21 protein-coding genes, 1 tRNA gene and 1 pseudogene are annotated in these 20,315 nt (G+C 63.7%); 6 read left to right on the top strand and 17 right to left on the bottom strand.

Annotation, left to right across the window (positions count from 1 at the left end; translation table 11 throughout):
- Positions 1-67 precede the first annotated feature (67 nt).
- Positions 68-1,357: a peptidoglycan-binding domain-containing protein gene (locus BMX57_RS04730; protein ID WP_177175380.1), complete on the top strand. Its 1,290-nt coding sequence runs from the start codon at positions 68-70 to the stop codon at positions 1,355-1,357.
- A 171-nt stretch (positions 1,358-1,528) separates the two neighbouring features.
- Here the strand turns inward: BMX57_RS04730 and BMX57_RS04735 are convergent, their stop codons facing one another.
- The 8 genes from BMX57_RS04735 to BMX57_RS04770 all read right to left on the bottom strand — a co-directional run bounded on the left by BMX57_RS04735 (position 1,529) and on the right by BMX57_RS04770 (position 8,701).
- Complete coding sequence (locus BMX57_RS04735; protein ID WP_092362986.1) at positions 1,529-2,248, bottom strand: sirohydrochlorin chelatase; 720 nt, start codon at positions 2,246-2,248, stop codon at positions 1,529-1,531.
- 67 nt (positions 2,249-2,315) lie between these two features.
- On the bottom strand, positions 2,316-3,248 hold the full coding sequence (locus BMX57_RS04740; RefSeq protein WP_092362988.1) for an AEC family transporter: 933 nt from the start codon (positions 3,246-3,248) through the stop codon (positions 2,316-2,318).
- A 55-nt stretch (positions 3,249-3,303) separates the two neighbouring features.
- Positions 3,304-4,104 carry an MBL fold metallo-hydrolase gene (locus BMX57_RS04745; RefSeq protein ID WP_092362990.1) on the bottom strand — a complete coding sequence of 267 codons (801 nt, stop codon included), beginning with the start codon at positions 4,102-4,104 and terminating at the stop codon, positions 3,304-3,306.
- The gene (locus BMX57_RS04750) at positions 4,101-4,916 is read right to left on the bottom strand and encodes a TatD family hydrolase (RefSeq protein WP_092362992.1); all 816 of its coding nucleotides are present in this window, start codon (positions 4,914-4,916) and stop codon (positions 4,101-4,103) included. Before BMX57_RS04750 ends, BMX57_RS04745 begins: the two co-directional genes overlap by 4 nt.
- Entirely contained in the window at positions 4,913-6,037 is a 1,125-nt protein-coding gene (locus BMX57_RS04755; protein ID WP_092362994.1) for a DNA polymerase III subunit delta', read from the bottom strand. The genes BMX57_RS04750 and BMX57_RS04755 overlap by 4 nt, the downstream gene beginning before the upstream one ends.
- Positions 6,034-6,672, bottom strand: coding sequence for a dTMP kinase (gene tmk, locus BMX57_RS04760; protein ID WP_092362996.1), 639 nt, complete (start codon positions 6,670-6,672; stop codon positions 6,034-6,036). Before tmk ends, BMX57_RS04755 begins: the two co-directional genes overlap by 4 nt.
- Positions 6,669-7,790, bottom strand: coding sequence for a D-alanyl-D-alanine carboxypeptidase family protein (locus tag BMX57_RS04765; protein ID WP_092362998.1), 1,122 nt, complete (start codon positions 7,788-7,790; stop codon positions 6,669-6,671). Before BMX57_RS04765 ends, tmk begins: the two co-directional genes overlap by 4 nt.
- A 50-nt stretch (positions 7,791-7,840) precedes the next feature.
- The gene (locus BMX57_RS04770) at positions 7,841-8,701 is read right to left on the bottom strand and encodes an SPOR domain-containing protein (RefSeq protein WP_092363000.1); all 861 of its coding nucleotides are present in this window, start codon (positions 8,699-8,701) and stop codon (positions 7,841-7,843) included.
- 259 nt (positions 8,702-8,960) lie between these two features.
- Here BMX57_RS04770 and BMX57_RS04775 point away from each other — a divergent pair.
- Positions 8,961-9,048 (top strand) — tRNA-Ser (locus BMX57_RS04775).
- A 216-nt stretch (positions 9,049-9,264) separates the two neighbouring features.
- Here BMX57_RS04775 and BMX57_RS21050 read toward each other — a convergent pair.
- Complete coding sequence (locus BMX57_RS21050) at positions 9,265-9,750, bottom strand: recombinase family protein (RefSeq protein WP_342341974.1); 486 nt, start codon at positions 9,748-9,750, stop codon at positions 9,265-9,267.
- Between BMX57_RS21050 and BMX57_RS04780 the strand changes: the two genes are divergently transcribed.
- Both BMX57_RS04780 and BMX57_RS04785 read left to right on the top strand, forming a co-directional pair.
- Complete coding sequence (locus tag BMX57_RS04780; RefSeq protein ID WP_177175381.1) at positions 9,634-9,900, top strand: hypothetical protein; 267 nt, start codon at positions 9,634-9,636, stop codon at positions 9,898-9,900. The two genes, BMX57_RS21050 and BMX57_RS04780, sit on opposite strands and share 117 nt — an antisense overlap.
- Positions 9,901-10,374: pseudogene (locus tag BMX57_RS04785) on the top strand (transposase); the annotation flags it as partial. It abuts the gene before it with no gap.
- 439 nt (positions 10,375-10,813) lie between these two features.
- Here the strand turns inward: BMX57_RS04785 and BMX57_RS04790 are convergent.
- From BMX57_RS04790 to BMX57_RS04820, 7 genes are read right to left on the bottom strand one after another with little or no spacing between them, the layout of a single operon-like run.
- The gene (locus BMX57_RS04790; protein ID WP_092363004.1) at positions 10,814-11,968 is read right to left on the bottom strand and encodes a glycine cleavage T C-terminal barrel domain-containing protein; all 1,155 of its coding nucleotides are present in this window, start codon (positions 11,966-11,968) and stop codon (positions 10,814-10,816) included.
- Between the two features lie 27 nt (positions 11,969-11,995).
- Complete coding sequence (locus BMX57_RS04795) at positions 11,996-13,606, bottom strand: AMP-binding protein (RefSeq protein ID WP_092363006.1); 1,611 nt, start codon at positions 13,604-13,606, stop codon at positions 11,996-11,998.
- Positions 13,603-14,421 carry an enoyl-CoA hydratase gene (locus BMX57_RS04800; RefSeq protein ID WP_092363007.1) on the bottom strand — a complete coding sequence of 273 codons (819 nt, stop codon included), beginning with the start codon at positions 14,419-14,421 and terminating at the stop codon, positions 13,603-13,605. Before BMX57_RS04800 ends, BMX57_RS04795 begins: the two co-directional genes overlap by 4 nt.
- A gap of 24 nt (positions 14,422-14,445) precedes the next feature.
- Positions 14,446-14,826 (bottom strand): rhodanese-like domain-containing protein, encoded by a 381-nt coding sequence (locus BMX57_RS04805; RefSeq protein ID WP_092363009.1) that lies wholly within the window; start codon positions 14,824-14,826, stop codon positions 14,446-14,448.
- A gap of 27 nt (positions 14,827-14,853) precedes the next feature.
- Complete coding sequence (locus BMX57_RS04810) at positions 14,854-15,318, bottom strand: CoA-binding protein (protein WP_092363011.1); 465 nt, start codon at positions 15,316-15,318, stop codon at positions 14,854-14,856.
- Positions 15,319-15,321: 3 nt separating this feature from the next.
- Positions 15,322-15,726 (bottom strand): 2Fe-2S iron-sulfur cluster-binding protein, encoded by a 405-nt coding sequence (locus BMX57_RS04815; RefSeq protein ID WP_092363013.1) that lies wholly within the window; start codon positions 15,724-15,726, stop codon positions 15,322-15,324.
- A complete protein-coding gene (locus BMX57_RS04820) occupies positions 15,723-17,081 on the bottom strand; it encodes a selenium-binding family protein (RefSeq protein WP_092363014.1) in 1,359 nt (452 codons plus the stop codon). Before BMX57_RS04820 ends, BMX57_RS04815 begins: the two co-directional genes overlap by 4 nt.
- A gap of 68 nt (positions 17,082-17,149) precedes the next feature.
- Here BMX57_RS04820 and BMX57_RS04825 point away from each other — a divergent pair, with 68 nt between their 5' ends.
- Both BMX57_RS04825 and BMX57_RS04830 read left to right on the top strand, forming a co-directional pair.
- Complete coding sequence (locus BMX57_RS04825) at positions 17,150-17,911, top strand: IclR family transcriptional regulator (RefSeq protein ID WP_092363016.1); 762 nt, start codon at positions 17,150-17,152, stop codon at positions 17,909-17,911.
- A gap of 88 nt (positions 17,912-17,999) precedes the next feature.
- Entirely contained in the window at positions 18,000-18,353 is a 354-nt protein-coding gene (locus tag BMX57_RS04830; RefSeq protein WP_092363017.1) for a putative quinol monooxygenase, read from the top strand.
- Between the two features lie 208 nt (positions 18,354-18,561).
- On the opposite strand, the gene BMX57_RS04835 is transcribed toward BMX57_RS04830, so the two are convergent.
- Positions 18,562-20,196, bottom strand: coding sequence for a winged helix-turn-helix domain-containing tetratricopeptide repeat protein (locus tag BMX57_RS04835; protein ID WP_092363019.1), 1,635 nt, complete (start codon positions 20,194-20,196; stop codon positions 18,562-18,564).
- Positions 20,197-20,315: the final 119 nt, after the last annotated feature.

A 20,315-nucleotide genomic window follows, 5' to 3' on the forward strand; every position in this document is an offset into this window, starting at 1 on the left:
TTCCGGTGAACTGCCGCCGCCGGGCCATGCTGGAATGCGGCGCCGGAATTCCGCGAGGTTATCGAAAATGAACAGCAAACATATTTGCGCCACCGTGGTGGCTGCCAGTCTTATCCTCATTCCCGCCGAACGGGCCAAGGCCAACGAGGGCGCCGCACTTCTGGGCGGGGCGATCCTGGGCGGGATCATCGTCAACGAAGTTCACAAGAACAAGCAGCGCCAGCGTACGACCACCGTCCGGCGCAGCACGCGCTCGTCGGGGATTTCCTCGGCGCAGCGTCAGCAGAACCGCGACGTTCAGACCGCGCTGAACTATTTCGGCTACAATGTCGGTGCCGTCGACGGTTCTCTGGGCCGCAAGAGCCGGGCGGGCATTTCGCGCTACCAGGCCGAGATGGGCTATACCATCGACGGGTATCTCGACGAGCATGAGCGGGCGTTCCTGATCAACTCGCATCAGCGCGCGCTAGCCAGCGCCCATGTGGCGCCCTACAACCAGATCCTGGCCTCGCAGGGGCAGGCGGGTCTGCTGCGGACCTACCGCAACGAACAGCTGGGCATCGCCACGCCGCAGCCGGCGCAGCCGCCGCAGGTGCAGCAGGCGACCGCGCCCGCGCCGCTTCCGGCGCCCGCACCGGCGCCGCAGGCCTCGGTTCCTGCGCGGGCCGAGACCGGCGCACTGCCCGATTTCACCTTCGGCCAGACCGCACGGTCGGCCAACGAGCATTGCAACCAGGTCAACGTGCTGACCGCGGCGAATGGCGGGCTGGCCACGGCCGGCAACATCTCGCAGCCCGATTTCGCGCTGAACGAGCAATTCTGCCTGGCGCGCATCCAGGCGATGGCCGAAAGCTCGCGCATCGAGGCGACGATCACCAACATGACCGCCGAGCAGATCCAGCAGCAATGCAAGGGCCTGGCCCAGGCCGTTGCGCCGCAGATGAAAGGCATCGAGGGCGCCAGCGCGGGGCAGGTGATCTCCAAGACCTCGGGCTTCTTGCAGAATTCCGGCCAGCCGATGGCGCAGCTGGTCTCCGGCGGCAAGGTCTGCCTGGGCGTGGGCTATCGCACCGATGACGCGCAGATGGCGTTGGCCTCGGGTGTGCTGCTGACCGCCGCCGGGCAGTTGGGCTATGGCGAGGTGGTTAGCCACCACCTGCGCGAGGGTTTCGGCGCGGCCAAGGCCACCGGCCAGCAGGCGACCGAATGGATGCGCCTGGCGCTGAACGCGGCGCAGAACGGCACGCCGGTTCTGGGCCAGACCGCGGACCGGCTGGCGGTGCTGTCGGCCGCCGTCGATGGCGCGGGCACGGGCACCGCCGCGTTGCCGGCCTTCCCGGCGCCGTCGGGCAACTGAGCCCCGGAAAAAGAAACCGCCCGTCCGGATGCCGGACGGGCGGAGTTCTGTCCCTCGGTCAGACTGTTTTTCTGAATTCTGTCTGCCTGCGCGTTAGAAGCGCTTTGGGCCGCAGTATTCCTCGTGCGGCCCGGAGGGTCAACGCGATCGCGGATCGCCCGGGCGGGGCTGTCACCTAATTGCCGCAGGCTGGGCCTGCGGACCGACAGCCTCGGTCAGCCGTTGTGCGATCAGCGACGGGATCTCGGGCAGTTCGCCCAGGACCGGCAGCCTGAGACCTGCAAACCCGGCCGCGTCCAGCGCCTGCGGCACGTCTTCGGAGGCATGTCCACCGGGACGGGCAAAGACCGGCAGGCAGATGGCCTGCGAACCCATCGGGCGGGCCATGTCCTCGATCGTGGGTGCCTCTTCGACAAATCCAACGCCAATGTCGCCGACACCCAGGATCGCCCGCACTTCTTCGGCGAAGTCCAGCGCCACCCGCGCGGGGTTGCGGCTGCGGCCGGAGCCGTGCGCGGCCAGCAGGTATTCGGTGTCCTCCACGCGCCAGCCTTTCGCGGTGCTGGCCGCTCGCAGCGCGTCCGCGGCGAGGGCGGGCAGGCCGGGATCGGTGCCCAGCGGGTCGAGCAAACGGGCCGCGTGGCCCGCCATGCGTCCGGGCAGGGCGTCGGTCACGAACCAGCCCTTGGCCATGAAGAGCGGGTAGACCACGCCATCCGTGCGCAGCCGGCCCAGCGCCGCCTCGAACGATCCCTTCGCGGCCAGCGTGGCGCTGCCGATGTCCAACCCATCGGCCTGCGCGCTGACCCGCGCGGCGAACGCCGCCAATGCCGCCTCGGCCGGTTCGGGGTCGGACGGTTGGCCGTGGGCCACGATCAGCGCGTCTGTCATCGGTCTCTCCACTGTCTTCAACGGCATAGATGAAGCCCCGTGCGGCGCTGTCAATGCCGGATCCGGGTCACCCCAACAGCGTCAGCCACAGCCAGACCGTCAGGATCGACCCGCCGGTGGCCAGCAGCACCGACGAGGCCGCGACCCGCTTGGCGCGTCCATACATGCTGGCGAAGATATAGGCGTTGAACCCCGGCGCCATCGCGGCGTTAAGCACGCCCGAGCGGAACAGGTCCTGCGGCAGCTTGCTGGCGGTGCCGAACAGCCAGACCAGCGACGGGTGCAGCAGGAGCGACACCGCGCAGACATAGCCGATGGTACGCAGATCGCCCTCGGGGCGGTATTGCACCAGAACCCCGCCCAGGGCGAAAAGCGCGCCGGGCAGCGCGGCCCGGGTGATCAGCGACAGAGCATCGTCCAGAACGCCGGGCAGGGCCAGGCCGGTGAAATTGAACACGAAGCCCAGCCCGATGCCCAGGATAAGTGCATTGCGGAACATCGCCGTCAGCACCGACCTGGCCAGCCGGAGCCCGCCATTGCCGCGGTTGCGGACGATTTCCATAACGGTGATGCCGATGCCGTAGCAGAACGGGGAATGGAAGGCGATGATCGCGTAATTGCCGGTCAGGTTGTCCGTCCCATAGGCGCGCTCGGTGATGGGCAAGCCCAGCAGCACCGAGTTCGAGAACAGGCAGCAGAAGCCGATGGCGACGCAATCCTCCCAGTCGCGGGCAAAGATCAGCCGCGCGCCGGCCATGCCGGCGACAAAGCTCAAGGCCGCGGCGCTGTAGAAGCTGGCCAACAGGCGGGGATCGAAACTGGCGCCCAGGTCCAGCGTCGCGATGGCGCGGAACAGCAGGCAGGGGATCGCGAAATTCTGCGTGAACCGCATCAGCCCGTCGATATGGCCGAAGGTGAAAAAGCCCGAGCGGGTGGCGGTAAAGCCCGCGCCGATCACCAGGAAGACCGGCAGGATGACGTCGATCAGGCTCTGCAGCATCGGACAGGGCGCCCCTGCGGGTCTATTTGCAGCAAAGGGACGTCGGCGGCCGGTCTCACAGCTTGGTCCGGATCACCATGCCGTCATGGGCGGGGGTTATGTGATTGGGCGTTTCGGCATCGACGGTGGCATAGTCGAGGTCGATATGCATGTTGGTCAGCACCGCGCGGCGAGGCCGGGCGCGGGCGATCCATTCCAGCGACCGGTCGAGATGGGCATGGGTCGGGTGCGGCTTGCGGCGCAGCGCGTCGAGGATCCAGCAGTCGAGATCCTGCAGGGCCTCCCAGGCGGTGTCGGGAATCTCGGCGACGTCGGGCAGATAGGCCAGGTCCGCCATGCGGAACCCCAGCGCGTCGATGTTGCCGTGGTTGACCTCGAACGGCTGGAACGGGATCGGTCCGCCCGGCCCGTCGATCCGGAACGGGCCGTCGATGGTCTTGAGGTCGAGGATCGGCGGATAGGCCGACCCTTCGGGCTGCACGAAGGCATAGCCGAAGCGTCCGAGCAGGGCGTTCTGGGTGTCGCCATCGGCCCAGACCGGCACGCGGTTGCGCATGTTGAAGACGATCATTCGCAGATCGTCGATGCCGTGCACGTGATCGGCGTGAAAATGCGTGTAGATCACCGCATCGAGACGCCCGGTGCCGGTGTCCAGCAACTGGTCGCGCATGTCGGGCGAGGTGTCCACCAGCACCGAGGTCGTGCCATCGGGGCCGTCGCGCTCCACCAGGATCGAACAGCGCCGGCGCCGGTTGCGGGGGTTTTCGGGGTCGCAGTCGCCCCAGATCCCGCCAAGTCGCGGCACCCCTCCGGATGACCCGCATCCGAGGATCGTGACACGCAGTTCGTCACTCATGCAGCGGCCCGATAGGCGGCGGCCTTGGCGAAGAGCCGGTCGAAGTTCGCCTGCGTCCGCGCCGCGAAATCGGCATAGTCCAGGCCGAACAGCTCGGCCCCGACGCGGGCGGTGTGGGCGGTATAGGCGGGCTCGTTGCGTTTGCCGCGATGCGGCGGCGGGGCGAGGTAGGGGGCGTCGGTTTCGACCAGGATCCGCTCGACGGGGGCGGCGGCGAAGATGTCGCGCAACTCCCGGCTTTTGGGAAAGGCGGCGATCCCGGACATCGACAGGTAGAACCCCAGCTCGAGCGCCACCCGGGCCAGTTCCGCGCCCGACGAGAAGCAGTGCATCACGCAGGCATAGGGCGCGTTGGCGTGCTCCTCGGCCAGGATGCGTGCCATGTCCTCGTCCGCGGCGCGGGCATGGATGATCAGTGGCAGGCCGCTGCGCTGCGCCGCTTCGATATGGATGCGCAGCGACTGCTGTTGCCGCTCGGCGCTGTCGGAGGTGTAGTGGTAGTCCAGCCCGGTTTCGCCGATGCCCACGAATTTGGGGTGATCCGCCAGGGCCAGCAGGTCGTCGACCTGCGCCATCGGTTCCTCGGCGGCGCTCATCGGGTGGGTGCCGGCGGCATAGAAAACCGGTTCGTGCGCCTCGGCAATGGCGCGCACCGCGGGCTCGTTGCGCAGGCGGGTGCAGATGGTGACCATGCGGGTCACGCCGGCCTCAGTCGCGCGGGTGATGATCCCGTCCAGCTGCCCCTCGAAATCGGGAAAGTCGAGATGGCAATGGCTGTCGGTGATCTGCGGGGGGGTCTTGTCGTCGCTCATCTGCTCTTGCCGGCGGTGTCCTGTATCTTGAAGACCGTATCTAGGACAAGGGCGGCGGGGTCAAGGTTGACCGCCTGGCCGTGACGGGCACGGGCGGTGATGGTGGCAGCGGTTTCCGCCCAGGCCCGGCCACGTCGCGGATCGGGCGACAGCCGCGCGAGGATCTCGGCCTCGCCCGGTGCGGCCTCGGGAGCAGGAGGCTGCCCGGCGGCGCCGGTGCGTGCCAGGCGTGCAAGCGCGGTGTCGATCAGCATGAGCAGCAGGTCGAACCGCTCGCCGGCATTGCGCTGGGCTGCGGCCTCGGCCAGCGCCAGCGCGCGTTGGCGGTCGAGACGGGGCAGCGAGGCGAGGATGGCGATGAGTTCGGCATAGAGGCGCGTGCCGTCAAGCGCCAGCAACCGCAGGGCGGCCCCGACCGAGCCCGCGGCCAGAGCGGTCAGATGCGCGGTATCCGCCGGCAGGTCGGCCCCGGCCTGATCCAGCGCGGCCTGCATATCGTGCGGGCCCAACGGGTTCAGCCGCAGGATGCGGCAGCGCGAGCGGATCGTCGGCAACAGGCGCGACGGCTGGTGCGAGACCAGCAGCAGCGTGGTGCGGGCCGGCGGTTCCTCGAGCATCTTGAGCAGCGCATTGGCGGCGCTGGTGTTCATCTGGTCGGCGCTGTCGACGATCACCACCCGGCGGCCGCCGTCGGCGGCGGAGAGGCCGAAGAACTTGCCCAGGCGGCGGATGTCCTCGACGACGATCTCGTCGGGCATCCGTCCGGTCTTGTCGTTCACCGTGCGTGTGACCGAGGTCAGCCCCGGCTCGGCCCCGGCCAGGATGCGCCGGGACACCGGGTGTTCGGGGTCGATGTCCAGCGTTGCGGGCGGCTCGGGGGCGCCGAACAGCCCGTCCTCCTCGGCAGGTGGCGTGGCCAGAAGGAACCGGGCAATGCGCCAGGCCAGCGTGGCCTTGCCGACACCTTCGGGGCCGGTCAGCAGCCATCCGTGGTGCAGCCGGTCCGAGCCGTAGGCGGCCAGGAAATCGCCTTCGGCCCGGGCCTGGCCGAACAGGCGGGCGGCGTCGCGCGGATGCGGGGCGCCCGGCGCCTGATCCGGTGGCGGCGGGGCGTCGCTCATGGCCCGGCCTGTTGCAGCGCCCCGGACACGAGGGCGGCGACATCTCCGGCCACGCTGTCGATGTCGCGGGTGCCGTCGACGATGCGGAAGCGGTCGGCGAATTCCTCGGCCAGCGACAGGAAGCCCTGGCGCATCCGGTGTTGCAGGGCGGGGCCGAAATCCTCGAACCGTTCCTCGCGGCCCTGCCGGCCGCGGGCGCGCGAGAGGCCCACATCCGGATCCATGTCGATCAGCAGCGTCAGGTCCGGCTCGCGCCCGATCATCAGCGCGTGCAACTGGTCGACCAGCGCGCGCAGGTCGCCACGCGACAGGCCCTGGTACATCCGTGTGCTGTCGGCGAAGCGGTCGCAGATCACGACCTTGCCGGCCGCCAGGGCCGGTGCGATGGTGCGCTCCAGGTGGTCGCGGCGCGCGGCGGTGAAGAGCAGGATCTCGGTCTCGGCGGACCAGCGGTCGGGGTCGCCTTCAAGCACCAGGCGCCGGATCTCCTCGGCACCGGGCGAACCGCCGGGCTCGCGCGTCAGCACCACCTCATGTCCCCGCGCCTGCAGGTGCTCGGCCAGCATCCGGGCCTGGGTCGATTTGCCGGAACCGTCAATGCCTTCGAAGGTCAGGAACAGACCCTGGCGCGTCACGAGGCCTCCGCCGGGGCATTGATGAACTTGTCGAACAACAGGTTGGCGGCGGTCTTCATGCGCACCACGAACCCACCCAGCGGGACGTCCTCGGCGGCCACCAGCGGGCGGCGGATCTCGGGCAGGCCCTCGGGCTTGAGCACAAGTTCGGCCAGTTGGTCGCCGGTCTTGACGGGTGCGTTGATCGGCCCCTCATAGACGACCTCGGCCTCCACCGTCTTGTCGTTGAGCGCCGGCAGAAGCACGTTCAAAGGCGCCGGCGGGACCAGACCGACCGTTCGCTGCGCGCCCATCCAGACCTCTGCCTGAACCACGGGGGCGTCCGGCGTGGCGACCGTCTTTTCGACGAAATGCCGAAACGACCAGTTGACGATGGCCTGCGCCTCTTCGGAGCGGGCGGCCTGGCTGTCGAGGCCGGTCAGAACGAAGACCACGCGCCGGTCGCCCTGCTTGGCGGATCCCACCAGCCCGTAGCCGGCCTCCTGCGTGTGCCCGGTCTTGAGACCGTCGGCGCCGATGCCGAGGCCCAGCAGCGGGTTGCGGTTGAACCGGTTGGCAGGCGAGCGATCCTTGTAGTCATATTCCTTCTGCGCGAAGTAGCCGTAATATTCCGGGAACTCCTCGATCAGGTGTTCGGCCAGGATGCCCAGATCGCGCACGCTCATGCGCTGATAGGGGTGCGGCCAGCCCGAGGCGTTCGAGAAGGTCGAGTTCTGCATACCCAGCTGCTTGGCCATCTCGGTCATCTGCCGGGCAAAGGCGTCCTCGCTACCGGCAAGGCCCTCGGCGACCACGACGGTCGCGTCGTTGCCCGAGGACACGATGATGCCCTGGATCAGTTCCTCGGCGGTGGGCCGGTCCTGCTCGTTGAGGAACATGGTCGATCCGCCCATGCTGCGCGCGCGCGAGGACACGGTGAACGGTTCGTCCAGCGCCACGCGCCCGTCGCGCAGGGCGTCGAACAGCATGTAGAGCGTCATCAGCTTGGACATCGAGGCCGGCGGCAGCGGCTCGTCGGGGTTCTTGGCCAGCAGCACGGTTCCGGTGCCGGCATCGACGACATAGGCGGCGCCTGCGGTGGTTTCGAAGGCCAGCACCGGCGTCGCGCCCAGCAGCATGCCAAGGGCGAGGGCGGTAGAGCGGAGAGAAGCGAACACCTTGGTCCTCCTCAGTTGGTCACGGCATAGGCGTCAGAGAATCCGGCCTGCTTGACCTTGGCCAGCAGGTCGGACCGTTCGGACTTGGTTTGGGCCGGCCCGACGACGACGCGCCAGAAGGTCTTGCCGCTGGCCGATTGCTCTCGGACGGTGGCTTCCATGCCTTCGTTGCGCATCTGGCCGGCGGTGCGGTCCGCGTTTTCCTCGACGCTGAAGATGCCGATCTGGATATAGGGTTTGGAGAGCGACGAGGTGGGCTTCGGCGCAGGCGCGGACGGTGCGGGGTCGGCGGGGGCTGCGGCCTCGATCGCGGCGGCGGCGCCGTCGATCGGGTCAAGCGCGGTTTCGGTGATCTCGCCGCCCGAGGCGGCCCCGCCAGCCAGGTCTGCCGTGTCTTCGGCGGCGGGTTCCGGCGTCACCACCTCCTTGCGCAGGGCGGTCACGTTCAACTCGACCGGTGCGCCGGCCAGCATGCCCAACTCTGCCGCGGCGTCCGACGAGGCCTGAATGCGGGGTCCCGGGATCTCGCGCTCACGCCGGAAAAGGGCGCCCACCACCGACTTGCCGTTCGTGGTGTTGCGGATCATCACACGCTCGGGATCGGTCACGTCGGGATGCGCCACCCAGACACCGCCCAGCGAGGGCCGACCGTCCCAGAGACCCGCCTCGGTCACCTGAAAGACCTCGGGCGCCTCGACATCGCGTTCGATCACCTCGCCTTGCGCTGTCTCGGTGACGGTGTCCTCGGTCTTGTCGCCGGCTTGCAGAAAGGCCGGGCCCTGGCCCTCTTCGCAGCCCGCCAGCAGCCCGATGGCCAGCGTCAGCGCCGCCAGGTGAAGGGGCGGTCTGCGGTTTGCCGTGGTCCGATCCATGTCTTTGTCCCTTGCCTGTTCCGGAGCCGCTTTGCGCCGTTCCGTTTGCCGGTTTTCCGGTCTTTCCCTCGCAGGCGGCCGATGCGCAGCCGCCGTTGCGCGCGATCATAACGCGCCGACTTGGCCAATGAAAGCCTGCAGCGCGCGGCTCGGCAAGTTTTCCCCTTTGGACTTGCCAGCCCGGCGCCAACCGCCTAGACCGGCGGCGCTCCGGAGAGGCTGCGGAACCGGCGGCCGCGCTGTCCGGAGCGCCAAAGCCGGAAGCGTGGCAGAGTGGTCGATTGCACTGGTCTTGAAAACCAGCGAACCGAGAGGTTCCGTGGGTTCGAATCCCACCGCTTCCGCCACCGACCCTTGTCTCATTTCCCCATACAGGAACGGTGTCGATTTTCCCCCATATTCCCGGTGCTTGCGGCGATGTGTGCGGCACTGAGACGCTGTGCCGTCGGCGATCTGGTGCAATGTCCGTGTATGGACGCCCCGGGGTTGCAAGCGGCTTCGTTGACTTTGGCAACAGCACTGCGGTCGAGTTCCTTCGTGTATCCGGCCTCTGGTTGCGACCTTCAACGTCGCGGGCCCTCATGGTGAGTTCGAGGAACAGGTCCAAAACGAGAGGCCGTAGTGCAAGCTACTCGGGACATTACTGGTTTTCCCATTCCTGATCTCGTCGACGCTTTGCCTTGACTACCGTTCAGAACCGCCGCACCCCAGCCTACCTTCGCGCTCAGGCGCCACCCCTTGGTTTGGCGCTTGCCCGTGATCAGGCGGTTCGAGACATAGTAACGGAACCGTTTGCCGTGCCGGTTGGTGTGGGATGGTGTCAGGCGTTCGCCGGTTTCGTACCGGAGTTTGCCCAGAAGCGGAGCGGATGTATCGGTCCCGGCGGAAGAACTCCTGGGTCCGACCTGACCCCGGCGCCGTGCACTGGCGCATTGCAGTTTCTCTTGCACCCGGTCCCACAGCGCGTCGTCGATGATGGCGGCATGCGTTCCCGGCCACGTCTTGTCGCGGTGCTCGATGAGCCCGCGGTAGACCGGGTTGTCGGCCACGCGAACCTCGCCGTACGCGCCGCCCTAGGCGCGGGTGGGCTGACGATGATCGCCGGCGGCTGGATCACCGATTTGATCGGCGTGGGCCTCGCGATCGCCTTGGTTCTGATCCAGAAAGGCGTCTACAAATCCAGGGGCACCTCAATCTAAGCCAAACCGCTCTTCGGCGGACCGGAGGCGGTGCTGGCCTATCTCAGCCGATACACCCACCGCGTCGCGATCTCGAACCACCGCCTCGTCAGCGCGGATGCCGACACCGTGGCCTTCCAGTGGAAGGACTACCGGATCAAGCGCGGGGACCGGATGAAGGTCATACGTCTGTCCACGTCCGAGTTCATCCGCCGGTTCCTCAGCCATGTCCTGCCGTCCGGCTTCCATCGCATCCGCCACGCAGGCTTCCTGGCCAACGGCATCCATCGCAACAGGATCGAGAAGATCAGATGTCTAATCGATACAGAGCCAAAGCCCGCTCGGACGACCGGCGAAGACGAGCACGCCGATGCGTCCGAGCGAGACCCGCGCAAGACATGCCTGAAATGTGGTGGCGCGATGATCGTCATCGAAACCTTCACCCGCGGCCAAACCCCGAGATCGCGCGCACCGCCATGGGAGGACGCCGCATGATCCATCCGTCACACCCGGCCCTGCGATCTCGAGGCGTCGGGTCCGTCAGTGCGGCCATCCCACTGAGACCTCCACTGCAACGGGCTCAGAGCGGCGAAACAAGGCACGAGAGACGCAATCGGCCTGCAGAAATCGACGGGCTGACCGTCCCAGACGAAAAAGGCCGCGAAGATCGACGCATCGACTGCCCAAGACCTGAGCCACAATCCCCATAACACTGGAACCCGCCCGCACTTTCCTCCTTGTCAAGTTTATTGCCGCTGCAGCTCACGCTGACAGCAGCCACAAACCTTAGACTAAGCGAAACCTCTGTGCGGTTGCGCCAGCGGCCGCTTTTGTGCTGACAGCCTCAAAAATATGTCCTCCTACAACTTGTAAAATTCGGCTCCAGCGTATTGTCGTTTGCGGCCCAGGTGTTCAAATTGTTGCCGCACCTTGGCTAGCTCGCGGAGGCAATCGACTTGCTGGGATCGTAGAACGGCATTGGAACTACGGAGCACTCGCGCATTTCGGTCAACTTGTTGACAGTCAATTTTTTGCCTACGGATGCAAATTCGGAGTTTACCATCGCCAGCGCGATATTCTTTTTCAACCTCGGAGAGTAGATTGCGGAGGTGACGGTGCCGACCTTTCTATGCCCCTCCATGATCGGCCAAAAGAAATCATTGGATCCAGTGAATGGATCGCCTTCGATTTCAAGGCCAACGAGCTGTTGGGATACACCCTGTTCCTCGATCCGTTTCAGGGCTGACTTGCTGACGAAATCCGCCTCCATGTCCAGATCGACCAGCCGCCCCAAGTTCAATTCAAAGGGGTTATTGGCGAGGTTCATATCGGCATGGTACGACAGCATGCCCGCTTCGATCCGACGAATGCTGGACGTATGACCTGGTTTCAGACCCAGCGGAGAACCGACGGCCATGATGTGCTCCCAAAGCCTGTCACCATGGATGCCGTCGCGCAGATAAATTTCGTAACCAAGCTCGCTCGACCATCCGGTGCGCGAAATGATCAGCGGGACGCAATCCCAGTCAAGTTCGGTGAACCAGAAATACTTCAACGCCGTCGGGCCATCGCCAAAGGCCGCCCGCAGAATCTCCCGCGACTTGGGGCCCTGCAACTGCAAAGGTGAAACGTCGGGTTCCGTAATCTCGACATTCATGCCGGAATTCACGGCAACGCCGCGCGCCCAGAGCAGCACATCGCTGTCGGCGGTGGACAGCCAGAACTTGTCCTCGGCGAGTTTCAGCAATATCGGATCGTTAATGATCCCGCCGTCCTGATCGGTGATCAGCACGTATTTGCATTGTCCGACGGCGCATTTCGACAGATCACGGCACGTCAGATACTGGGTGAACCTGGCTGCGTCCGGACCCTTGATCTGTACCTGCCGTTCGACCGAAACATCACAAAGAATAGCGTCATTCACGAGGTTCCAGAAATTCTGGTGGGGGTCGCCGAAATCGCGCGGGATGTACATGTGGTTGTAGACAGAGAACCCCTTGGCCCCCCACCGCAAGGCAGCATCGGAGAAGGGAGATTTACGGACCTGCGTGCCGAAACTGAATTGAGCAAAGTCGAGTTCATGGGCCATGTCGTGGTTCCAGTCAAAAGCGGATGGTCAGCGGTGATCGCGGACCCGCTCGCGGAGTTCATTTTTCCGGATTTTCCCGGTGGAGGTTTTCGGCAGCTCGCCTAAGATTTCTTTCTTCGGTCGCTTGAATCCGGCCAGAACCGCGCGGGCGTAATCTAACAAGTCGCCCTCCGTTGCGTCACCGGAGAGTTCGACAAAGGCACAGGGAACCTCCCCCCATTTTTCATCCGGCATAGCGACGACCGCCACGAGGCTGACAGCGGAGTGTAAATAGAGCGCCTTTTCCACTTCGATGGAGGAGATGTTCTCGCCGCCCGAAATGATGATGTCCTTTGATCGATCGCGGATCTCGATGTAGCCTTCGGCATGCTGTACCGCGATGTCGCCGGACCAGAACCAGCCGTTCTTGAAGGCCTTCGCAGTCTCCTCCGGCGCCTTCAGATAACCTTTCATCACGATGTTGCTGCGAAACGCGATCTCGCCCAGTGTGGTGCCATCCCATCGCACAGGCGTGCCAGTATCCGGGTCCAGCACAAGCACATCTTCTTCCAATTCGTAGGCCACGCCCTGGCGCGCTTTAAGATTCGCCCGCTCCTGAAGCGGCAACGCCGCCCAGTCCGGTTTTTCCGCGCAGACGACAGCGGGACCGTAGACCTCGGTCAGCCCGTAAACATGCGTGATGGATATCCCCATCGCTTCCATCTTATTGATCACACTGGCGGGCGGCGGCGCGGCGGCGGTCATCATTTTGATTTTCTGTGGGAAATCCCGCTTTTGCTCGGCGGCGACAATCATCGACATGATGATCGGCGCGCCGCATAGGTGGGTGACGCCGTGATCTGCGAAGGCATCGTAAATTGCATCCGCCCTTGGCGCGCGCAAGAAGACATGGCAGCCGGCAAGCAGGGTGATCGTCCAAGGAAAGCACCAGCCGTCGCAGCGAAACAGCGGCAGCGTCCAGACGTGGACCGGATGGTGCGGCATTTCCCAAGTGACCACGTTGTTGACCGCATTGGTCCAGGCGCCGCGATGGGAATAGACGACACCCTTGGGCCGGCCCGTGGTGCCCGAGGTATAGTTCAGCGCGAGTGCATCCCACTCGTCCTCGGGAAGGGTATAGGCGAAATCCGGGTCGCCTTCCGCCAGAAGGTCATCGTACGTGAACGCGCCGATCCTTTCGCCGCCCGGGCCTTCGCTGTCTTCGATATCGACGATCAGCAGATCCAACCCGGCTTGCGCAACCGCCTCCGCCGCGATTGCTGAAAACTCCGTGTCGACCAGCAGCACGTTGGCATCGCCGTGAGCGAGGATATAGGCAATCGTGTCCGCGTCGAGACGGGTATTGTTGGCATTAAGGACCGCATCCAGCATGGGGATCGCCAGCGCGCACTCAAACGCTTCTGGGATATTCGGGGCGAGTAGGGCAACGGTGTCGCCCTTGCTGATGCCGCGCGCAGCCAGAGCGGACGCAAGCCGTTTGCACCTCATCGCGACCTCGCCCCAAGAGCGCCGGATGCGGCCGTGGATCTGCGCGGGCAGTTCGGGATGCACACGTTCCACTCTTTTTAGGATCGAGACGGGCGAGAGGGCCGCGTGGTTGGCCGCGGTCCGCGCAAGCTCCGGGCCTTCGAAGGTCATTCTCCGGTCCAGTCCGGCATCGGCGCCTTGCGGATGAAGGCCCCGATGCCGGCTTCGGTGTCCTTCGCCATCATGTTTTCCGCCATGGTGCGGCCTGCGAAGGCATAGGCCTCCTCCAGCGGCATCTCGAGCTGTTCGTAGAAGGCCCGCTTGCCGATCTTGACCGCTGCGGGCGCTTTGTCTGCGATGATGCGCGCGAGGTCCATCGCCGTGGCCTCCAGATCCTCCAGCGGCACGACCCGGTTGAGCAGACCCATTTCGGCGACGTGGGCGGCGGGCAGAAACTCCCCCAGCAGCAACATTTCCATTGCCAGCTTGCGCGGCACATTGCGACTCAGCGCGACCATCGGCGTGGAGCAGAACAACCCGATATTGACGCCCGAGGTCGCAAAGCGCGCATCATCGGCGGCCACCGCCAGATCACAGGAAGCGACAAGTTGGCAGCCGGCGGCGGTGGCGATGCCCTTCACTTCGGCGATCACGGGCTGCGGCAGGTGCACCACGCGTAGCATCATGGCGGAGCACTTGGCAAAGAGGTCCTGGAAATACTGAAAGCCGCCGTCCGCGTCCGCTCGCCGTTCGGTCATCTCCTTGAGATTGTGACCGGCGCAGAAGTGATCGCCACCACTGCGCAGGATCACGGCCTTGACGCTGCGATCCCCGGCGATCCGGTCGAAGGTGCCCGATAGCGCGGACAGCATGTCTTCGGACAGCGCGTTGATCGACCGCGGCGCATTGAGCGTCAGGATGGCAACGCCGTCATTGTCGGCGCGCAATATCAGATCGTCGCTTGATGTGTCACTGTCGTAGGCCATGGCACCTTCCCTTCTCAAATCGCTTCAGACCAGCGTGCCGCCGGCCTTTGTCCAGGACCCAACGCCGCCCGTCAGGTTGACCACGGGCAATAGACCCATGTTTATCGCCGATTTCGCGGCCATGGCCGTGCGTCCGCCCGAGGCGCAGTAGAAGACATAGGTCTTGTCCTGGTTGAATTCCGGCTTGTGCGCCGGGCTCTCCGGATCGATGTGAAATTCCATCATGCCGCGCGAGGACCGAACCGCTCCCTCGATCACACCGGTCTTGGCCTGCTCGGTGCCGTCGCGCAGGTCGACGAAGACGTGATCGGGCGACCCGGCCAGTTCCAACGCCTCTTCGGCGCTGATCGCGGCCATCGCTTCGTTCACGATTTCCACGGCGCTTTTCGCGATGATCTGTGGCATGTCAGTCTCCTGTGCGGCGATGGGCGTCTAAATCACAAGGTCGAGGCGCGGTTTCCAGAATGGGCGGAACAGCTCGATCTTGGGGCAGCGGTTCATCACCACCTTGAGGCCTGCATCTTCCGCCAGTTTCGCGGCGCGGTCGTCGTAGACCCCGATCTGACCCCAGATCACCTTGGCCCCGATCGCGATGGCTTTTTCGGTGATCGCGTAAAATTCTTCCTTGGGGCGGAATACCTCGACCATGTCCACCGGGCGATCGATCTCTTCGAGCGAATGCACAACGGGGATGCCCCGGATCTCGGTCAGGGCCGGGTTCGGGTTCACCGGGATCATGTCGTATCCGGTCTCGTGCAACACGCGCAGTACGCCGTAGCTGAATTTCGTCTTGTCGGCACTGGCCCCGACCATGGCGATGGTTTTCACCGATTTCAGAATATCCGCGAGATACTTCTGGTCGTAATCATAGAGTTCATCCAGCGCTTCAACAGGCATGGCTCAGACCTCCTTTTCTGCTTGCTCTGCCGCCGCGCCGCGTGAGGGCTGCGGCGTCGCGATGTCCGCCTTCAACTCATGCGGCGCCAGCGGGTCGAGGAAGGGATTGCGATAAAGCCTGTCGTGGCTTTCGACGCCGATCTCCAGCGTGCAGTCCGTCACGGCACGCGCGACGCACAACAGGACATAACCCTGACTGATCTGCCGGTTGTTCAGCGCGACCTGGCGGCGTTGGTCGACCTGGCCCGCGGTCAGTTTCGCCGCACAAGTGATGCAGCCGCCATACTTGCAGCCGTAGGGTAGATCGACACCTTGTTCGCGCAAGCTCTCCAACAGCGGACGCCGAGCGTCAACGCTGTAGGTCGCGCCATCGCGGTTGGCGATAGTTATGGTGCGCGTTTCGCTCACAGCCAGATATCGCTCGTGCAGTCGCCGCCGGGATAACGGGTTTCATGGCAACGGCTGGGGCCGTTGGGTTCCTTGCCGAAGTCCACGATGAAATTCTCGTTGATCTTCATGCCGCCGTTTTCCACGTCACAGTCGATCAGGACCATCACGCCGCCCTGTGTGCGGATCTCGGGGTAGAACTGGTTGTCCCAGGTGGAAAACAGCGAGGTCGTGACGTAAAGGCGCTTGCCGTCCAGCGACAGCTGGAACATCTGCGGACCGCCTGCAATCTTGACGCCGTTTACCTCTGGCGCCTTGCCGAGAAGCCCGCCCATGAAGACCTGCCCGGTCAGTTTGGGGTTGTGCGGATCGCTGATATCGTACTGGCGCATGTCACCGTGCAGCCAGTTGTTCAGATAGAGGTACCTGTCGTCCATCGACACGAGGATCGCCGACATGACACCTGGCACGGGAATGGGCCATTCGGGATGCGGCTCGTTTTCCACGTCGATCACCTTTTCCCACTCCCACTTGCCCGCGCCGGACTTCCAGAAGTGAATCACGTTGGTGCTGAGCGCGGCACCGCAGAACCCGTGCGTGCTGTCGGGATTATGCAGGAATTTCACCTCCAGCGGGATCAGCCCGTCCTCGCCCAGATACATGCTCTCGACCGGTTCGCGCTTCTCGAAATCCCAGATGTGTAGGCGGCGGCCGTATTTCAGGTGACCGACCTCTTCGAGGTCGAAGCCCGGCATGAACGTGTTGGGGGCCGCCCATTCGGACGAGACCATCACGTTGTGGCGAGGCTGGTACCAGAAATCATAGCCAAAGGGGATGTCGCCCATCGAGTTCTCCCAGCGCCCGACGATCTCGAACTCCTTGTTGAGATGCAGATAGCCGCCGGGCGCCTCGCCCTGCGCGTCGCCAAGAAAGGAGATGATGATTTCGGAGCCGAGGCAATGCACCGTGTGCGGCCCGCTGAGATTGGTCCTGGACTTGATTTCGGCCCCGTCGATGATCTTGTGCAGGCGCGGCGCGTGCGGGTCGGTCGCTGTGTCGATGATGTGGATGTTGTTTGACCGCACCCCCGGCACAAGCAGGTACTTGCGCGACATGCCCGCATCGTCGTGGCAGGAGGAACAGGCGTTCCAGCCCATGTGGTGCAACTCGTCGCCGATGCCGGGCATTTCCAGCCTGTGGATGACTTGGGAATAGGTCGGGCTGTCGGGGTCCGCATCCACCGTCGCCAGGTAGTCGGGCTTCTGAATACCCGTCCCGGTGTAGATCGCGATCGTGTAGAGCAGCTTTTCGCGCGGGGCCTTGATCGCCTCCGCCGGGCTGGCATAGCCCGGCCCGCAACATGTGCCGTCCATCATCACATCCTCCCTTGCGATAAGCCCACGATTCTCGTAATTCGATAAAAAGATTCTCACAAGGCAAAAACATGCATCTGGAACGGCTCACCAGCATTCTCGAAATCGTGGGGCAGAAAGGCGCGGTCACGGTGTCGGAGATCTGCACACATGCGGACCTGCCGAAACCCACGGCTTACAGACTGGTGCAGGATCTCGTTTCGGTCGGACTGCTGGAGCCGCTCGCGCGCGGGCAGTTCTCGGTAGGCTCGCGCCTGAAGCAAATCACCCATGGCGGTCTTTCGGATTCCGGTCTGCTGGACGTGATCGCGCCGGCCCTGGCCCGCGCCGCCACCAATCACGGGGCGGCGTTCTTTCTGTCGCGTCTCCGGGCGGGGCGCGTTGAAATCATCCATGTGGCTACGCCGGACAACGGTGTGTCCTACCTGCATCCCGGCGTCGGCAAGCGGCCGCTGCATGCCTGCTCTTGCTCCAAGGTCATAGCCGCGTACTCTCCGGAGCTTCTGTCGCGCAGCGCGCTGACGGGGGAGCTTCGCAGGTATACAGACAACACGATCACCTCCCTTCGGGATCTCGAGTCGGAGTTCGAGGTGATCCGGGCGCAAGGATACGCCGAATGCATCGAGGAGCTTGAACGCGGCATCTGTTCCGTCGCGACCACCCTGGGCGTCAACGGACCCGGCGCCACGCTGTCGATCGGCGTCACGGCGTCTGCACGCGTCTTGACGCATGCGCGGCGTAAGCTGATCGGCGAGACGCTCCGAACGATGGCGCGCGATCTGTCCGGAACATTGGGCTGGCGCGAGGCTGACGCGGACCGGAAAACCGGATAGGATCGGGCGACGCAACACCCGGTTATCGCACGTGCAAGGGCGCTGCGCATCCCCGGAGCGGGCAGGGCACAAGACGTGGAGATTTGAAATGGCAGACGCGATGCTCGGCACCTTTTTCGCCATCGATGTCCGGTCCGAACACCGGCAAGCCTTCCTGGATGCAAGCATTTTTGCAGCGCAGAGCTTCATCAGTGAAGAGCGCGAAGTTTTCCATTTTCAGATCATGGTTGATGCCGTCGACCCGAACCGGTTCTATTTTTACAACGTGTTCCGAGATGAAGCCGCTGTTCAGGCACATGAGGAGACGTCGGTCTTCAAGACTTGGTGGCAGAAAGTTCAACCCATGCTGGCGAGCGAAACAGAAACAATTGCGAAGATGCACACGCTGTTCCCCAGCGCAAAGGGATTCGAAGCTCAAAAAATGGGCCTGCTGCAATGGTAAATCCTATTGATGCATTTTCGATTAATCGCTTGAATACCGATTTTGCAAAGTTTGGTGGACGATAACGCGAAGGGGATTTCGACCAAAGCGGACAAGTCCTTTCTTCGCAGCATTCGTGACTTTTGGACTCGTGGACTAAGCCGCTCTCGCGGCAAAGGCGCTTGTTGCTGATGTAGCGCGCCAATCCAGGAGTGCGCGTGCTTTGCGCTTAATTCGGAATCCCTGCATTTCTGAGGCTAGACAGCCAGAGTCTTCGGTTCTTAGGATGGTTTTTCGATCCGGCGAACTGCCGCTGCATGGCCGTAATCGAGAGGTTCGGATTTAGGTCCAGCGCAGCCTCGACGGCTGATTTCGCCTCTTCCGCGCGTTCCAACTCGATCAGGTTAGCTGCGCGCAAGAGATGGTGAAATGTTTGCCAGGTTTTGCTGGTGGCCACCGTGCCGAGTTGTCGTGCCGCCTCCAGGGCTTCTTCATGCCGACCAAGGTGAAACAGGATGTGGCCCTTGTAGAAATACATGTTTTGAAGCATCGGGTCACGGGGACTGAGCCTTAACGCCATGTCGATTTGCGGAAGCGCATCTTCCTGCATGCGGAACCAGTCGTAGGTGTGCGCAAGTTCGAGCCTAATGCGTGCGTCGTTGGGGTTTAGCATCACCGCGCGTTCGAGGTTCGCAATGGCTGGCTCGGCGTCACCAGTGAAACGATAGATATACCCGAGTGCAGCGTGGGCCTGCGCGTCCCTATCATCCAACGAAATCGCGCGCCTGGCGGCTTCGGTCGCGGCCACTAGCGTTTCTTGAGGTGTGTCGCTCCACTGAAAGAAGAAAATTGTACCTAGAGTGCGGGCCTTCAGACTGTATGCCGCCGCAAAATCCGGGTCCCGTGCAATCGCCTTTTCCGCAAACTCGATCGCGTCGATCTGAGCCTCCTTGGAAAATACCGTCTGCCGGGCGCGCCCCCGAAGATAAAGGTCCCAGGCGTCAAGATCGTCGGTTGGCTTTCCAAGCACGTCCGAGACATCCGCCTGATAGATTTCCGGAAGCAGTCGACCGGCGATTGCCTGGCTGATTTCGTCCTGGACTTCAAAAATGTCGATCAATTCCCGCTCGAAGGCTTCTGCCCATATCGTTTCGTTGGCTATGACTTCCACAAGCTCGCCACTGACCCGAACCTTGTTGCCGGCACGACGAATGCTTCCGCGAACGACATATCCGACGCCCAGGTCGCGGGCAATTTCGAGGGGTGTTGCCGTTTCTTCCACGTAGGAAAACACCGTCGCGCTGGAGACCACGAAGAGCTCGCGGTTGCGCGACAGATGGGTGGTCAGGTCATCGGTCAATCCGTCGGCGAAGTAACGCGCCGAAGCGTCCTCGCTCAGGTCATCAAATCGCGTCACAGCAATCGAAGGCTTGTTGGTGTCCAGGCCGTCAGGACCATCACCGGAAAGCAGCAGCCAGACCGAAAGAATTCCTGTCGCGGCCAGAAACGCGGCAACTGCCCAGCGCCTTGAGGGCTTTGGTTTCGCCTGTTCCAACGGCTCGACCGTCGAAACCGGCGCGACGAACTGAAACCCCCGTTTTGGAAAGGTCTTGATGAAGCGGGACGCAGTTGCAGTATCGTCCAGGGCTTTCCGAACAGACCGGATACGCGTGTTCAATGCCGCGTCAGTGATCGCATTCCCGTTCCAGATTTCCTCGATGATGTCCTCCTTGCTTACAATCCCTTCCCGGCGGCGGACGAGGAATTCAAGCAATTGAAGCGCCTGCGGTTCCAGAGGCACCGGATCGCCACGGCGGGTCAGACCTCGCGCAGAATCAAGCTGGAATTCGAAGAATTTGTACATAAGGCAACCTATGGCCGGACGATCTCGCGGTTCAACGAGCGATCCTGATTATTATCTAAATGTCAGGGAAAGTCATTTTCCGATCAAGCTTGGCGTCGGCAGCCGACCTATTCGTGGTG

Source organism: Cribrihabitans marinus, from assembly GCF_900109035.1.
GTDB classification, from domain to species: Bacteria; Pseudomonadota; Alphaproteobacteria; order Rhodobacterales; family Rhodobacteraceae; genus Cribrihabitans; species Cribrihabitans marinus.

Bases quoted from the DNA above. Each gene is read 5' to 3' on its own strand.
- BMX57_RS04790 (WP_092363004.1), bottom strand. From the start codon at position 11,968: ATGGCCCATGAACTCGACTTTGCTCAATTCAGTTTCGGCACGCAGGTC.
- BMX57_RS04800 (WP_092363007.1), bottom strand. From the start codon at position 14,421: ATGGCCTACGACAGTGACACATCAAGCGACGATCTGATATTGCGCGCC.
- BMX57_RS04765 (WP_092362998.1), bottom strand. From the start codon at position 7,790: ATGCTGCTGGGCGCGACGCCGGTGCTGGCCTTCGAAACCACCGCAGGC.
- BMX57_RS04755 (WP_092362994.1), bottom strand. From the start codon at position 6,037: ATGAGCGACGCCCCGCCGCCACCGGATCAGGCGCCGGGCGCCCCGCAT.
- BMX57_RS04770 (WP_092363000.1), bottom strand. From the start codon at position 8,701: ATGGATCGGACCACGGCAAACCGCAGACCGCCCCTTCACCTGGCGGCG.
- BMX57_RS04750 (WP_092362992.1), bottom strand. From the start codon at position 4,916: ATGAGCGACGACAAGACCCCCCCGCAGATCACCGACAGCCATTGCCAT.
- BMX57_RS04825 (WP_092363016.1), top strand. From the start codon at position 17,150: ATGCATCTGGAACGGCTCACCAGCATTCTCGAAATCGTGGGGCAGAAA.
- BMX57_RS04820 (WP_092363014.1), bottom strand. From the start codon at position 17,081: ATGATGGACGGCACATGTTGCGGGCCGGGCTATGCCAGCCCGGCGGAG.
- BMX57_RS04730 (WP_177175380.1), top strand. From the start codon at position 68: ATGAACAGCAAACATATTTGCGCCACCGTGGTGGCTGCCAGTCTTATC.
- BMX57_RS04740 (WP_092362988.1), bottom strand. From the start codon at position 3,248: ATGCTGCAGAGCCTGATCGACGTCATCCTGCCGGTCTTCCTGGTGATC.
- BMX57_RS04810 (WP_092363011.1), bottom strand. From the start codon at position 15,318: ATGCCTGTTGAAGCGCTGGATGAACTCTATGATTACGACCAGAAGTAT.
- BMX57_RS04835 (WP_092363019.1), bottom strand. From the start codon at position 20,196: ATGTACAAATTCTTCGAATTCCAGCTTGATTCTGCGCGAGGTCTGACC.
- BMX57_RS04830 (WP_092363017.1), top strand. From the start codon at position 18,000: ATGGCAGACGCGATGCTCGGCACCTTTTTCGCCATCGATGTCCGGTCC.
- BMX57_RS04735 (WP_092362986.1), bottom strand. From the start codon at position 2,248: ATGACAGACGCGCTGATCGTGGCCCACGGCCAACCGTCCGACCCCGAA.
- BMX57_RS04795 (WP_092363006.1), bottom strand. From the start codon at position 13,606: ATGACCTTCGAAGGCCCGGAGCTTGCGCGGACCGCGGCCAACCACGCG.
- BMX57_RS04745 (WP_092362990.1), bottom strand. From the start codon at position 4,104: ATGAGTGACGAACTGCGTGTCACGATCCTCGGATGCGGGTCATCCGGA.
- BMX57_RS04805 (WP_092363009.1), bottom strand. From the start codon at position 14,826: ATGCCACAGATCATCGCGAAAAGCGCCGTGGAAATCGTGAACGAAGCG.